This is a genomic window from Nevskia sp., from assembly GCF_021732705.1.
Lineage (GTDB): Bacteria > Pseudomonadota > Gammaproteobacteria > Nevskiales > Nevskiaceae > Nevskia.
This window is the reverse complement of record NZ_JAKFUM010000010.1, coordinates 457,427-471,839: the sequence shown is the minus strand read 5'-3', so window position 1 is coordinate 471,839 and position 14,413 is coordinate 457,427. Positions and strand designations below refer to the sequence as shown.

The following is a 14,413-nucleotide window of genomic DNA, read 5'->3' as shown; positions in this document are numbered from 1 at the left end:
TCGCATGAGCCCGTCCCCGTGAGCCGCGCCGCGTGAACGGCACCGCATGGCGCGCCTATGCGGCCAACGCGCTGTCCGGCGGCGGCTGGCTGCTGCTGCCGGCGCTGGTGCTGCTGGCCTTCGCGCTGGCGGTGCCGAAGCTGCCGGTCACCCGCGACGCGTACGATCACGTCGTCATCTTCGACGTGTCGCAGAGCATGAATGTCGAGGATTATCAATTGGATGGCGCGCCCGTGAGCCGTCTGGCCTTCGCCAAGCACGCGGTCGCCGAGGCGTTGAAGAATCCGCGCTGCGACACCCGCATCGGCTGGGGCGTGTTCGCCGGCCGCAAGATCGTGATGCTGCTGGCACCGGTCGAGGTCTGCCGCAACTACAGCGCGCTGCTCGCCGCGCTCGACAACATCGACGGCCGCATGGCGTTCGAGCGCTCCAGCGAAATCCAGGAAGGTCTGTTCTGGACGCTGCTGAACGTGCGGGACCTGAAGCCGACGCCGTCGGTGGTCTTCATGACCGATGGCCACGAGGCGCCGCCGCTGCCGCCGCAGCGCGTGCGCGGCTACGACGGCCAGCTCGGCGAGGTGCGCGGCTGGGTGGTCGGGGTCGGCACGCTGGAGCCGCGGCCGATTCCGAAGACCGATCCGGACGGCAAGCGCATCGGCTTCTGGCGCGCCACCGAGGTGCTGCAGTACGGCGGCGCGATCGACGGCACCAGCCACGAGCACCTGTCCGAGCTGCGTGAGGATCACCTGAAGCTGCTCGCGAAGACCGTCGGCTTCGGCTACACCCGGCTGGTCAGCCCGGCCTCGCTCGACGCCGCGTTCCACGACCGCGCGCTGGCCCATCCGGCCAAGGTGGAAACCGATCTGCGCTGGATTCCGGGCGGGCTGGCGCTGCTGCTGCTGGCCTGGCGCTTCCGGCCCGACGGGCTGCGCCGCCGACGGGCCAGCGCCGCGCGCTGATCGCGATCAGGCCGCCGCGCCGCGCTCGATATGGGTGCGTGCAAACGCCATCAGGTTGTCGAAGACTTCGACATCGGCCAGATTCTGCTTTGTTTTGGTGCGTTCACCGTTGCCGGAAAGCACCAAAACAGGGCGTGCACCGGCTGCGCGGGCGGCTTCGAGGTCTGAACCGGAATCGCCGACGAACGGAACGCCGTCCAGACTCTGGTTCAGGCGCTTCGCGAGGTCCTTCAGCATGCCGGGCGCCGGTTTGCGCATCTCGCTGGCGCGGTCCGGGTGTTCCGGGGCGAAGAAGATGCCGTCGATCCGGCCGCCGAGTTCGGCCAGCGCCCGCTGCATCCGGTCGTGAATCGCGAACAGCGCATCGAAATCGAGCAGCCCGCGGCCGATGCCGGACTGGTTCGACGCCACGAACACGCGGTATCCGGCCTGACACAGCATCGCGATCGCCTCCAGACTGCCGGGCACCGGCTGCCATTCCGCGACCGACTTGATGAAGTCCGGCGAGTCTTCGTTGATGACGCCGTCCCGATCGAGAATCACCAGTTTCATGTCGCGTTGCTCAAGTTGGGGTCTGCGCCGCGCGCGGAGTGCCGTCGGAATCGATGTGCGCCGCCGACCGGCAGCCGCCCGGCCCGACCGGAACGGTCGGGCGTTCGCACTCGCTGGCGATGCGATTCAACGCATCGCCAACGCCGCGAGTGCTCAGCCCGGCAGGCACGAGATGTCGGCGACTTCGCGGCAGACCCGGTCGAGCTGCCGCAGCAGCGCCAGCCGGTTCGCGCGCACCGCCGCGTCATCGGCCATCACCATCACCCCGGTGAAGAAGGCATCGACCGGCGCCTTGAGCGTGGCGAGCTGTTTCAGACGCTCGGCGTAATCGGCCGCCGGCGCCGCGCTGACGGCGTTCAGCGCGGCGTAAAGCGCTGATTCCGCGTCGTTTTCGAACTTGGCGGCATCGATGTCCGAAGCACCGTCGCCGGCCTGCTTCAGGACATTGCGCACGCGCTTGTGGGCGGCGGCAAGGCTGGCCGCTTCCGGCAGCGCCCAGAAGCTGTGGATGGCGCGCAGGCGGGCTTCAAAATCAAGCGGTTGCGTGATGCCAAGCGCGGCAACGGCCTCGAACATCTCGACCGTCACCGGACGGCCGTCGATGTCGCTGCCGACGCGCCACGCGCGATGGCGTTCCTGCACGAAGGTCAGCAGGTCCTTCAGGGTGGATTCGTCGCGCTTGCCGGCAGGCTGTTGCTGCAACGCCTGCTGCAGAAGCTGCTGCACGTCGAGCGGCAGCTTGCCCTCGATCAGGATGCGAAGAATCCCGAGCGCGGCACGTCGCAGCGCATACGGGTCCTTGCTGGCGGTCGGCTTCTGGCCGATAGCGAAAATGCCAGTAAGCGTATCGAGCTTGTCGGCAAGCGCGACGATTTGGCCCTCGATCGTCGAAGGAATAGCCGTGCCCGCCTGAGTCGGCAGGTAGTGTTCGCGGATAGCGACCCCCACGGCAGCGGGATCACCTGCCTTGACGGCGTAATACCCGCCCATAACCCCTTGCAGTTCTGGGAACTCGTAGACCATCTTCGTCACGAGGTCGAACTTGCAGACCGCGGCGGCGGCAGCGGCGCCGGCCGCCTGCTCGGTCGTGATGGCGCCGGCTTCCGCCAGTCGATCCGCGATCCTGACGGCCAGCAGACGAATCCGGTCGACCTTGTCGGCGACCGTTCCGAGGTCTTTCTGGAACGTGGCCGAGGCCAACTTCTCGCGATACGGCGCGGCCTCCGAAAACGGCAGCTTCAAATCCTGCTGCCAGAAGAACAGCGCATCGGAAAGTCGCGGGCGGACCACGCGCTCGTTGCCCTGGATGACCTGCGCCACGTCCTTCGACTCGATGTTGGCGATCGTGATGAATGCCGGCAGCAGCTTGCCGGACGCGTCGAACACGGTGAAATAGCGCTGGTTGGTCTCGACCGTCGCCACGATGACTTCCGGCGGCAGTTCGAGGAAGCGGTCCTCGATGCGGCCGGAAATCACCACCGGCCACTCGACCAGCGCGGTGACTTCATCGAGCAGGCCGGCATCGATTCTGGCGTTTCCGCCCAGTTTTGCGGCCTCGGCCTTGATCTGGCGTTCGATTTCGGCTTTTCTCGTCGCAACCTCGGCCCAGACCTTGGCGTTCTTCAGACTTTCGACATAGGCCGACGGATCGGCCAGCGTGATCGCCGCCGGCGCGTGGAAGCGGTGGCCATAGGTGACGCGGCCGGATTCCAGTCCGAAACGGCGCAGCGGCACGACGTCGGTGCCGAGCAGCGCGGTCAGCCACTGCACCGGGCGCACGAAGGTTTCTTCACCGGAGCCCCAGCGCATGCGCTTCGGCACCAGTTCGTCCATCGATTTCAGCGTTTCCTCGAAGATCTCGGCCAGCAACGCAGCGGTTGGCTTGCCTTTTTCGAGTTTGGCGAAATGCAGCTTGCCGTTCTTCTCGCCGATCTGGCTGAAGTCGACGCCGCACTTCTTGGCGAAGCCGAGCGCGGCCGGCGTGGGCTGGCCGTCCTTCCGTGCAGCGGCAATGGCCGGGCCGACCAGTTCGATCGCCTGATCCGGCTGCTGCACGGCAACCGCATCGACCAGCACGGCGATGCGGCGCGGCGTGGCCAGCGTGCGCGCGGCACCGAGCGCCACGCCGCGTCGGCCGAGGCCGTTGACGATGCCGGCGGACAGGGCGTCCGCCAGCGGCACGACATAGCGCGCGGGCAGGTCTTCGCAGCCCATTTCTATCAGCAGAGACACGGGAGTGGCCATCAGGACTTGTTCGAGGAACCGGGGACGAAAAACGGAACGCGGAAGGCGGCGAATTCAGGCCGCGCCTCGCAGCGCGCGGTGCGGGCGTGCAGCGCCGGGTACTCCTCCGGCGTCAGGCCCTGGGTATCGCAGAGGAAGGTGTGGATGATGGCGACGGTGATGTCGGCCTGGCCGAACCGACTGCCGACCAACGCCTCGGCGTTGCCGCGCTGCGCACAGGCCTGATCGAGCGCCCGCAGCGACTCGCGCATCTGCGTGTTCAGGCGATCGAGCCACGGCTGGTGGCGCTTCTCTTCCGGCCGGAACACCTGCTCGTAGACCTGCAGCACGCCTTTTTCGGCGGCGCCGGTCGCCAGCGCCATCAGCTGCAGCGCCTGTCGCCGCGCCGGGCCACTCGGCGGCAGCAGAGCCCGCTCCGGGCCGGCCTGCTGGTCGAGGTAATCGAGAATCGCGGCCGATTCGGTCAGCACTTCGCCGTCATCGAGCACGACGGTCGGCACCCGGCCGAGCGGGTTGTATTCGCGGATGCGGTCGAAATCGCGGCCGACCGACCAGTTCCGGTGCTCGAACTCGACCCCCAGCAGGCGCGCGGACACCGCCACGCGGCGCACGAACGGCGAATCGAACATTCCGATGATCAGGGCCATGGTTCAGGCTACTCGGGTCGAACGGCAGCATCCGGCCGCCACAGATTGGGTTTTCGGGTCAGGCAGCGCGCGAAACCGCTGTCACCATCGGAAATCCCAGCTTTTCGCGGGCGGCGTAGTAGGTTTCGGCACACAGGCGGGCGAGGGTGCGTACTCTCAGAATGTAGCCCTGGCGTTCGGTGACGCTGATCGCCGAGCGCGCATCGAGCAGGTTGAAGCTGTGGCTGGCGGCGAGCACGCGCTCATACGCCGGCAGCGGCAAGCCCTTTTCGATCAGCGACTTGCATTCGATTTCGGCGACATCGAAGCGACGGAACAGGGCGTCGGTATCGGCGTGCTCGAAGTTGTAGGCGCTCTGTTCGACTTCGTTCTGGTGGTAGACATCGCCATAGGTGACGACGTGCTCGCGGCCCGCGGCATCGACGTGCTTCGACCACACCAGGTCATAGACCGATTCCACTTTCTGGATGTACATCGCCAGACGTTCGAGACCGTAGGTGATCTCGCCGGCGACCGGCTTGCATTCGAGCCCGCCAACCTGTTGAAAATACGTGAATTGCGTGACTTCCATGCCGTTCAGCCAGACTTCCCAGCCGAGGCCCCAGGCACCCAGGGTCGGGCTTTCCCAGTTGTCTTCGACGAAGCGGATATCGTTGGTCAGCAGGTCGAATCCGAGCACTTGCAGCGATTGCAGGTAGAGATCCTGAATGTTCGCCGGGCTCGGCTTCATCAGCACCTGGAACTGGTAGTAGTGCTGCAGACGGTTCGGGTTCTCGCCGTAGCGGCCGTCGGTCGGACGGCGGCTCGGCTGCACGTACGCGGCGTTCCACGGCTCCGGGCCGATCGCGCGCAGGAAGGTCGCCGGATGGAACGTGCCGGCGCCGACCTCCATGTCCAGCGGCTGGACGATGACGCAGCCTTGCCGGGCCCAGAAGGTCTGCAAGGTGAAGATCAAATCCTGGAAGGTCATGGAGGCGGTCGTGTGGGCGACTTTGAGCGGGGTTGAACGCCGTTGGACGTCGTTTCGGGTCGAAATGCCGGCTTTTTGCCGTCTGCGGCACGAAAAATCGGTGCGCGGACGTTCAAATCGGCGACAGCACGCGAGTATAGCCAATGCCGCTGCCGGTCCCCGACTGCGTGCTAGGCTCCCCGGCGACTTTTGCAGCGGCCGGGCGGCGTTCGGAACTACGCGCTCGTCTCGACCGGAAATCCATTGAAAACAACGGCGACCGGCGCGTATCGGCCGCCCGTGCGAGCGAGGAACTGAACATGAGCAAGCAGTTGATGGCCGGCCTGCAGGCCGCGATTCCGGCATCGGCGCGGGTCCTGACGGTGCTGGGCGCAGCGGTGCTGTCGATGCCGGCGCAAGCCGCCGGCGAAACCCCGGAACAGTGCTTCGAGCAGGCCAAGGCCCTGCCGGGCGATCGTCAGGAAGCGTTCCTGAAGACCTGCCTCGGGCCGAATGCGGCGCCGGCGAAGTCGACAGTCAGCGCCGATCAGCGCAGCAAGGTCTGCGATTCGATTGCCGAGCGCGAGGGCTTCCAGGGCGAGCAGAAGGCCACGTTTCTGAAAGGCTGCAAGGGTTCGTAAGACCAAAAGGATCGACTAAGCTACGCCGCCCTGCTCCGTTTTGGCGCATGGATGGCATATTTGCTGCTAAGCCTTTGGCCGCGTTACCGCGAAATTCACCCCAGGAGACCCCCATGTCGGGTAAAGACGTACTCAAGATCATCAGCGAGAAGAGCGTGAAGTATGTGGACTTCCGCTTCTGCGACACCAAGGGCAAGGAACAGCACGTCAGCGTGCCGGCTCACACCATCGACGAACAGCTGTTCATCGACGGCAAGATGTTCGACGGTTCGTCGATTGCCGGCTGGAAGGGCATCAACGAGTCCGACATGATCCTGCTGCCGGACCCGAGCACGGCGTTCATCGACCCGTTCTTCGAGGAAGTGACGCTGGTGCTGAGCTGCGACGTGATCGAGCCGGCGACGATGCAGGGCTACGAGCGCGATCCGCGTTCGGTCGCCAAGCGCGGCATGGCCTACCTGCAGTCGACCGGCATCGCCGACACCGCCTACTTCGGCCCGGAAAACGAATTCTTCATCTTCGACTCGATCCGTTCGGACTCCGGCCCGTGGGGCTCGTACGTCTACATCGACGCCAAGAACGCCGCCTGGAACTCGGGCAAGGACTACGAGGACGGCAACACCGGCCATCGTCCGGCGATCAAGGGCGGCTATTTCCCGGTGCCGCCGGTCGACCAGCTGCAGGACATCCGCGCCGCGATGTGCGAGACGCTGGAAGCGGTCGGCATGGAAGTGGAAGTGCATCACCATGAAGTGGCCACCGCCGGCCAGTGCGAAATCGGCGTCAAGTTCGGCACGCTGGTGAAGAAGGCCGACGAAGTGCTGAAGCTGAAGTACGTCGTGCAGAACGTCGCCGACCAGTTCGGCAAGACCGCGACCTTCATGCCGAAGCCGATCGTCGGCGACAACGGCTCGGGCATGCACGTGCACCAGTCGCTGTCGCTGAACGGCAAGAACCTGTTTGCCGGCGACGGCTACGGCGGCCTGTCGGAAACCGCGCTGTACTACATCGGCGGCATCTTGAAGCACGCCAAGGCGCTGAACGCGTTCACCAACCCGGGCACCAACAGCTACAAGCGCCTGGTGCCGGGCTTTGAAGCGCCGGTGATGCTCGCCTACTCGGCGCGCAACCGCTCGGCCTCGATCCGCATTCCGTACGTGCCGAATCCGAAGGGCCGCCGCATCGAAGTCCGCTTCCCGGACTCCTCGGCCAACCCGTACCTCGCGTTCACCGCGATGATGATGGCCGGCCTCGATGGCATCCAGAACAAGATCCATCCGGGTGAAGCGTCCGACAAGGACCTCTACCACCTGCCGCCGGAAGAGGACAAGCTGATCCCGCGCGTCTGCCACAGCCTCGACATGGCGCTCGATGCCCTCGACGCCGACCGCGAGTTCCTGACCAAGGGCGGCGTGTTCACCAACGATCTGATCGATGCCTACATCGAGCTGAAGATGCAGGAAGTGACGCGTTTCCGCATGACGACGCATCCGATCGAGTTCGAGATGTACTACTCGCTCTGAGCCACGCTCGGCACGAGCAGTTCCCGGCTGGTCTGCCACGGAATCCCGAGGGATTCCGTGGTTTCCCCCGGTCGAGGTGATCACGGAAATGCCCCCGGAAACGGGGGCATTTTCGTTGGAGCGGGCTGAAGACTCCGTTGGTCGGCACGCGACCGGCGCGCGTTTGCCGCGTTCGGTCCGCGGCGCTATCGTCCGGCCATGCGCGCCTCCCTTGCCGTGGTCCTGTCACTGACGCTGCTGTCGGCCCTGCTGCCGGCACGGGCAGAGATCTATCGCTGGGTCGACGACAAGAACGTCGTCCATTTCACCGACAAGCCGCCGACCAAGGACGCGAAGCCAGTCGAACTGCCGCAGTTGCAGACCTACAACCCGGCCGCGGTCACGCCATCGGCGGCGGAGGGGGCCGGATCCGGCAAGGCCGCCGCCGAAGCCGAACGCGCGACGCGCCAGAAGCCGCAGGCCATCCGCATCGCGTCACCGGCGCCGGATGAAACCTTTCGCGAGGTCGACAGCAAGATCAGCGTGGCGGTCGAAGCCAGCCTGGGTCCCGGCGAAGGGCTGATCTACTACGTCGACGGTCAGGCCCAGAACAAGGCCGGCACGCCGTCGACCGGCTGGCTGATCGAAGGTCTGGAACGCGGCGAGCACACGATCAGCGCCGCACTGGTCGGTGCCGATGGCCGCGAGATCAGCCGCACGCCGCCGGTTACCATCCACCTGAAGCAGCCGATCGTCCGGCGCTGACCGCGTCGCGAATCCGCGCGGCCGCTCGCCACGACCACCGTGGCTCACATTTTGCTGACACATCAGAATGAAATTACCCGTGCTGAACCGCGTTCAGCCGGCCGGCATTCTCGATGGCCTGACCACCGCCATCATCACGCTGGACCAGGCTCTGCGCGTCACCTACCTGAACTCGGCGACGGAGACACTGTTCAGTGTCAGCCGCAGGCATGCCCAAGGTCAGGCACTGACCGCCGCGATCCCGCATCTGCTGGAGCAGGCGCCGCGCCTGCGCCGCGCGATCGACACCGGCACTGGCTTCATCGAGCGTGAACTGAAACTGCGCCGCCCCGGCGAGGAATCGAACCACGAACTGCTGACGGTCGATCTGACCGTGACGCCGGCGCAGTTCGGCGGCCCGGCCCTGGTGCTGGAACTGCTGCCGCTCGATCGTCATCTGCGCATCTCGCGTGACGAGCAGCTGCTGGCGCAGCATCGCGCCAGCCGCGAGCTGATCCGCGGGCTCGCGCACGAGATCAAGAACCCGCTCGGCGGCATCCGCGGCGCAGCGCAATTGCTGGAGCGCGAGTTCCCGGATTCCGAGCACCTCGAATACACGCGCGTGATCATTCGCGAGGCGGACCGGCTGCAGAACCTCGTCAACCGCCTGCTCGGCCCGAACCGGCTGCCGCAGAAGGAGATGGTCAACGTCCACGAAGTGCTGGAGCACGTGCGCCAGCTGATCGAGGCCGAAGGTCGCGGCACGTTCAGCGTGCAGCGCGACTACGACCCGTCGATTCCGGAAATCCGCGCCGACCGCGAGCAGCTGATTCAGGCCGCGCTGAACATCGCCCGCAACGCGCTGCAGGCGCTGTCGATGGCGCCGAAACCGGAACGGCCGATGATCACTTTGCGCACGCGCATGCGGCGCCAATTCACCATCGGCGGCGTCCGTCATCGCCTCGCGATCCAGATCGACATCGAGGACAACGGCGCGGGCATCTCGCCGCAGTTGATCGAGAAAATCTTCTATCCGATGGTGACCACGCGCGCGGAAGGCACGGGACTTGGCCTGCCGATTGCTCAGTATCTGATCCATGGCCACGGCGGATTGATCGAGTGTCAGTCACGCCCCGGCACCACCGTTTTCTCGATCTTCCTGCCGCTGGATCAGCCCGCGTGAGGGGCCGCATAGTGGCGGTACGGGGTCGAGCCCACAGGGCACCACCCGAAGCATGGGCCACATGAATGTGATGAAGCTGCACGATGGAGCGGCGATCCGCGTCTGGATCGTCGACGATGACGAATCGATCCGCTGGGTTCTCGAGAAATCGCTGACCCGCGAAGGCATGAGCGTGGAAAGCTTTCCCGGCGCTGCCGAACTGCTCGACGCGCTGCAGGAAGCCACGCCGGCGACGATGCCGGATGTGATGATTTCCGATATCCGCATGCCCGGCCTCGACGGTCTGGAGCTGATGGAACGGGTGCGCGCGTCGAAGCCGGATCTGCCGGTCATCATCGTCACCGCGCATTCCGATCTCGACGCCGCCGTCGCCTCGTTCAAGGGCGGCGCGTTCGAGTACCTGCCCAAACCGTTCGATGTCGACAGCGTCGCGTCTCTGGTTCGCCGGGCCGCGCAGAAGCGCGTGACCAGCACGCCGGAACTGAAGCCGCTGGAGCCGCGTGCCGCGATCATCGGCGAGGCGCCGGCGATGCAGGACGTGTTTCGCGCGATTGGCCGCCTGAGCCAGTCGCAGATCACCGTGCTGATCACCGGCGAATCCGGCACCGGCAAGGAACTGATCGCCCGCGCGCTGCACGTGAACTCGCCGCGCGCGTCGAAGCCGTTCCTCGCGATCAACACCGCGGCCATCCCGAAAGACCTGCTCGAATCCGAATTCTTCGGCCACGAGCGCGGTTCGTTCACCGGTGCCGCGATGCAGCGCAAGGGCCGCTTCGAGCAGGCCGACGGCGGCTCGCTGTTCCTCGATGAAATCGGCGACATGCCGGCCGATCTGCAGACCCGCCTGCTGCGCGTGCTGCAGGACGGCCAGTTCTATCGCGTCGGCGGCGTGGCGCCGATCAGCGTCGATGTCCGCATCATCGCGGCAACCCATCAGGACCTGGATCGCGCCGTCGCCGAAGGCCGCTTCCGCGAAGACCTTTACCACCGCCTGAACGTCATCCGCATCCGCATTCCGCCGCTGCGCGAGCGCAGCGAGGACGTGCCGCTGCTGCTGCGGCATTTCCTCGATGCCGCCGCCCGCGAGCTGAAGACCGAACCGAAACAGCTGCTGCCGGAAGTGCTCGACGTGCTGAAGCGCTACGAGTGGCACGGCAACGTCCGTCAGCTCGAGAACACCTGCCGCTGGCTGACCGTGATGGCGCCGGGTCAGGACGTGCACCTGGAAGACCTGCCGCCGGAGCTGCGCGGCAAGTCCACCAGCGTCGCCGAGGCGCCCGCCGCTGAGGTCGCTTCGGATGGCGTCGTCCCGGCGCCGCTCGCGGCGCCAGGCGCGGCGATGCCGATTCCGGTCGAATGGCACGAAGCGCTGCGCCACTGGGCCGAGTCCCGCTTTGCCAGCGGCGACGAAGACCTCCTCGGCCATGCCGCGCCGCTGTTCGAACGCACGCTGATCGAAGTCGCGCTCGGCGCCTGCAAGGGCCAGCGGCAGGAAGCGGCGCGCCGTCTGGGCTGGGGCCGCAATACGCTGACCCGCAAGATCAAGGAACTCGGCATCGACGACTGAGGCCGGTGTCGCAGATCCGGATGATTCCGGACCTGCGGCCGTCCATCCGCGGACCATCGCGGGACCGGCGGCCCGCTTGAATCCGCCACCGCCGGTCCCCAATCACTTCCCATCAAGAGACGCCCGGCATTGGCCGGGCCTGATGGAGAAGCAACGTGCAACAGTTCGATGGCACCACCATCCTCGCCGTGCGCCGCGGCACGCAGGTCTGCGTCTGCGGCGACGGTCAGGTGTCGATGGGCAACACGATGGTCAAGGGCAACGCGCGCAAGGTGCGGCGCCTGTTTCAGGACAAGGTCATCGCCGGGTTCGCTGGCGGCACGGCCGACGCCTTCACCCTGTTCGAGCGCTTCGAAGGCAAGCTCGAAAAGCACTCCGGCCACCTGACCCGCGCCGCGGTGGAGATGGCCAAGGACTGGCGCTCGGACCGCTACCTGCGCCGGCTCGAAGCACTGCTGCTGGTCGCCGATGCCGACACCACGCTGATGATTTCCGGCAATGGCGACGTCATGGAGCCGGAAGCCCACGGCGTGATGGCGATCGGCTCCGGCGGCGCGTTCGCGACCGCCGCGGCGCGCGCGCTGGTGGCCAGCACCGAGCTGTCGGCGCGCGAAATTGCCGAACGTTCGCTGCATATCGCCGCCGATATCTGCATTTACACGAACCACAACCTCACGATCGAGACCATCGACAAGCACCCGCCGGCGCTGACGATCGATGTGCCGCGCCTGCCCGAGTGATGCCGCGATGAACGATGCCCTGTCTCCAGAAGCCCTGAAGTCGACTCTGAGCGGCGCCGCCGCGATGACCCCGCGCGAGATCGTCACCGAACTCGATCGCCACATCGTCGGCCAGACCGCCGCCAAGAAGGCGGTCGCGATCGCGCTACGCAACCGCTGGCGCCGCCAGCAGACGCCGGAAGCGATTCGCGGCGAGATCACGCCGAAGAACATCCTGATGATCGGCCCGACCGGCGTCGGCAAGACCGAGATCGCGCGCCGGCTGGCCAAGCTCGCAAACGCGCCGTTCGTGAAGGTCGAGGCCACCAAGTTCACCGAGGTCGGCTACGTCGGCCGCGATGTCGATTCGATCATCCGCGAACTGGCCGATGTCGCCGTCAAGCTGACCCGCGAGCAGGCCATCGCGAAGATGCGCACCAAGGCCGAGGACGCCGCCGAAGAGCGCGTGCTCGACGCGCTGCTGCCGCCGCCGAGCAATTTCGGCGAGGCCAGCACGCATCGCGAAACCGAGAACGGCGCGGCGCGTCAGGTGTTCCGCAAGAAGCTGCGCGAAGGCAAGCTCGACGACACCGAAATCGAGCTGAAGCTCGCAGCCACGCCGCCGTCGATGCAGGTCATGGGCCCGCCGGGCATGGAGGAAATGACCAGCCAGCTGCAGAACATGTTCAAGAGCATGGGCGCGGGCCAGCAGAAGACGCGCAAGCTCAAGATCAAGGAAGCGATGCGGCTGCTGATCGACGAGGAAGCGGCGAAGCTGATCGACGAGGAAGCGATCAAGATCGAGGCGCTGAAGAACGCCGAGGACAACGGCATCATCTTCATCGACGAGATCGACAAGGTCTGCAAGCGCGGCGAGTACGGCGGCGCCGATGTCTCGCGCGAAGGCGTGCAGCGCGACCTGCTGCCGCTGGTCGAAGGCTGCACGGTGTCGACCAAGCACGGCTCGATCAAGACCGACCACATCCTGTTCATCGCCAGCGGCGCGTTCCACATGTCCAAGCCGAGCGACATGATTCCGGAACTGCAGGGCCGCCTGCCGATCCGCGTGGAACTCGAAGCGCTGAAGACCGACGATTTCGTCCGAATCCTGTCCGAGCCGACCCATTCGCTGACCGACCAGTACAAGGCCCTGCTTGCCACCGAAGGCGTGGCACTGGAATTCACGCCGGAAGGCCTCAAGCGCCTCGCCGAGTTCGCGTGGCAGGTCAACGAGCGCACCGAGAACATCGGCGCGCGCCGCCTGCACACGGTGCTCGAACGGCTGATGGAGGAAGCTGCGTTCACCGCGCCGGATCAGGCCGGCACGACCTTGACCGTCGACGCCGCGTATGTCGACGCCAAGCTCGAAAAGCTCGCCGGCAACGAGGACCTGAGCCGGTTCATCCTGTAAGCCCGCGTCAAGACCATGACCGCCGTCCCCACCGACATCAAGCTGCACCGCAAGTCCCGCCTGCTGGAAGTGGTGTGGGCGGACCGCACCGATTCGCTGCCGCTCGAATACCTGCGGGTGTTCAGCCCGAGCGCCGAGGTGCGCGGCCATGGCGGCGGCGAGCCGATGCTGGTCGGCGGCAAGCGCGACGTGAATGTCACCGGCATCGACCCGGTCGGCCGCTACGCGCTGCGGCTGCGTTTCGACGATGGTCACGACAGCGGCCTGTACTCGTGGCCGGTGCTGCGCGAGCTGGCCGATCACCACGGCGAATGGTGGCCGCGCTACGAGCAGCGCCTGGCCGAGCACGGCATGTCGCGTGACAGCGCCGTGGTGAAGCTGTCGGCGCTCGGTGTCGGCAAGTTCAAGCCGGTGCCGTGAACGCCGGACGCCGGCAAGCTGCGATAATGCCGGTTCCCTGACTTCCTCCGGCGCCCATGGCCCAGCACGACTCTGACAATCCGCGCGGCAACTCGCGCGCCAATGCGAGCGGCGCGGGCCGAGGCCCGGGTTCCGGCGGCACCACGCACTTCGGGTTCGAGCAGGTGCCGGTCGGCGAGAAGCAGAAGCGCGTGCGCGAAGTGTTCTCGTCGGTGGCGCAGAAGTACGACGTGATGAACGACCTGATGTCGTTCGGGATCCATCGGTTGTGGAAGCGTTTCGTGATCGATCTGGCGGGTGTCCGCGCCGGCGAGAAGGTGCTCGATCTGGCCGGCGGCACCGGCGATCTGGCACGCGAATTCCGCAAGCTGGCGGGCCCGCGCGGGCTGGTCACGCTGGCCGACATCAACGCCGAAATGCTCGGGCAGGGGCGCATCAGCCTCGCCGACAAGGGCGTGGTCGACGTGCCATTCGTGCAGGCCAACGCCGAATGCCTGCCGTTCGAGGACGGGACGTTCGACTGCATCACCATCGCCTTCGGCCTGCGCAACGTCACCGACAAGGACAAGGCCCTGGCCTCGATGCGGCGCGTGCTGAAGCCGGGCGGGCGGCTGCTGGTGCTCGAATTCTCCAAGCCGCAGACCGCGCTGCTGAACAAGGTCTACGACCAGTACTCGTTCAAGCTGCTGCCGCTGATGGGCAAGCTCGTCGCGAACGATGCCGACAGCTACCGCTACCTCGCCGAGTCGATCCGCATGCATCCGGATCAGGCCACGCTGAAGGGCATGATGGAAGACGCCGGCCTCGCCCGCGTGCAGGTCTACAACCTGACCGGCGGCATCGTCGCCGTGCATCGCGGCTATCGGCTGGACTGA

Annotated in this window: 14 protein-coding genes; 10 read left to right on the top strand and 4 right to left on the bottom strand. The window is 66.2% G+C overall.

Features of this window, described 5'->3' with window-relative positions; all coding sequences use genetic code 11:
* Positions 1-32 precede the first annotated feature (32 nt).
* Positions 33-959, top strand: coding sequence for a hypothetical protein (locus tag QZ951_RS13540; RefSeq protein ID WP_293001330.1), 927 nt, complete (start codon positions 33-35; stop codon positions 957-959).
* Positions 960-965: 6 nt separating this feature from the next.
* Here the strand turns inward: QZ951_RS13540 and gmhB are convergent, their stop codons facing one another.
* From gmhB to glyQ, 4 genes are all read right to left on the bottom strand, one after another.
* Positions 966-1,511, bottom strand: coding sequence for a D-glycero-beta-D-manno-heptose 1,7-bisphosphate 7-phosphatase (gene gmhB / locus QZ951_RS13535; RefSeq protein WP_293001328.1), 546 nt, complete (start codon positions 1,509-1,511; stop codon positions 966-968).
* A gap of 153 nt (positions 1,512-1,664) precedes the next feature.
* Complete coding sequence (gene glyS / locus QZ951_RS13530; RefSeq protein WP_293001326.1) at positions 1,665-3,755, bottom strand: glycine--tRNA ligase subunit beta; 2,091 nt, start codon at positions 3,753-3,755, stop codon at positions 1,665-1,667.
* A complete protein-coding gene (locus QZ951_RS13525) occupies positions 3,755-4,402 on the bottom strand; it encodes a glutathione S-transferase family protein (protein ID WP_293001324.1) in 648 nt (215 codons plus the stop codon). The genes glyS and QZ951_RS13525 overlap by 1 nt, the downstream gene beginning before the upstream one ends.
* A gap of 58 nt (positions 4,403-4,460) precedes the next feature.
* Positions 4,461-5,372, bottom strand: a complete 912-nt coding sequence (gene glyQ, locus QZ951_RS13520; protein WP_293001322.1) for a glycine--tRNA ligase subunit alpha — start codon at positions 5,370-5,372, stop codon at positions 4,461-4,463.
* A gap of 299 nt (positions 5,373-5,671) precedes the next feature.
* On the opposite strand from glyQ, the gene QZ951_RS13515 reads away from it, so the two are divergent.
* The 9 genes from QZ951_RS13515 (at position 5,672) to ubiE (ending at position 14,413) form a co-directional block, all read left to right on the top strand.
* Positions 5,672-5,992 carry a hypothetical protein gene (locus QZ951_RS13515; protein ID WP_293001320.1) on the top strand — a complete coding sequence of 107 codons (321 nt, stop codon included), beginning with the start codon at positions 5,672-5,674 and terminating at the stop codon, positions 5,990-5,992.
* A gap of 113 nt (positions 5,993-6,105) precedes the next feature.
* A complete protein-coding gene (gene glnA, locus QZ951_RS13510) occupies positions 6,106-7,515 on the top strand; it encodes a glutamate--ammonia ligase (RefSeq protein WP_293001318.1) in 1,410 nt (469 codons plus the stop codon).
* Between the two features lie 198 nt (positions 7,516-7,713).
* Positions 7,714-8,259, top strand: coding sequence for a DUF4124 domain-containing protein (locus QZ951_RS13505; RefSeq protein ID WP_293001316.1), 546 nt, complete (start codon positions 7,714-7,716; stop codon positions 8,257-8,259).
* A gap of 67 nt (positions 8,260-8,326) precedes the next feature.
* The gene (gene glnL, locus QZ951_RS13500) at positions 8,327-9,421 is read left to right on the top strand and encodes a nitrogen regulation protein NR(II) (RefSeq protein WP_293001314.1); all 1,095 of its coding nucleotides are present in this window, start codon (positions 8,327-8,329) and stop codon (positions 9,419-9,421) included.
* Positions 9,422-9,482: 61 nt separating this feature from the next.
* Positions 9,483-10,988 carry a nitrogen regulation protein NR(I) gene (gene ntrC / locus QZ951_RS13495; RefSeq protein WP_293001312.1) on the top strand — a complete coding sequence of 502 codons (1,506 nt, stop codon included), beginning with the start codon at positions 9,483-9,485 and terminating at the stop codon, positions 10,986-10,988.
* Between the two features lie 155 nt (positions 10,989-11,143).
* The gene (gene hslV / locus QZ951_RS13490; RefSeq protein WP_293001310.1) at positions 11,144-11,728 is read left to right on the top strand and encodes an ATP-dependent protease subunit HslV; all 585 of its coding nucleotides are present in this window, start codon (positions 11,144-11,146) and stop codon (positions 11,726-11,728) included.
* A 7-nt stretch (positions 11,729-11,735) separates the two neighbouring features.
* On the top strand, positions 11,736-13,118 hold the full coding sequence (gene hslU, locus QZ951_RS13485) for an ATP-dependent protease ATPase subunit HslU (protein WP_293001308.1): 1,383 nt from the start codon (positions 11,736-11,738) through the stop codon (positions 13,116-13,118).
* A gap of 15 nt (positions 13,119-13,133) precedes the next feature.
* Complete coding sequence (locus QZ951_RS13480) at positions 13,134-13,538, top strand: DUF971 domain-containing protein (protein WP_293001306.1); 405 nt, start codon at positions 13,134-13,136, stop codon at positions 13,536-13,538.
* A gap of 56 nt (positions 13,539-13,594) precedes the next feature.
* Positions 13,595-14,413 (top strand): bifunctional demethylmenaquinone methyltransferase/2-methoxy-6-polyprenyl-1,4-benzoquinol methylase UbiE, encoded by an 819-nt coding sequence (gene ubiE / locus QZ951_RS13475; protein ID WP_293001304.1) that lies wholly within the window; start codon positions 13,595-13,597, stop codon positions 14,411-14,413.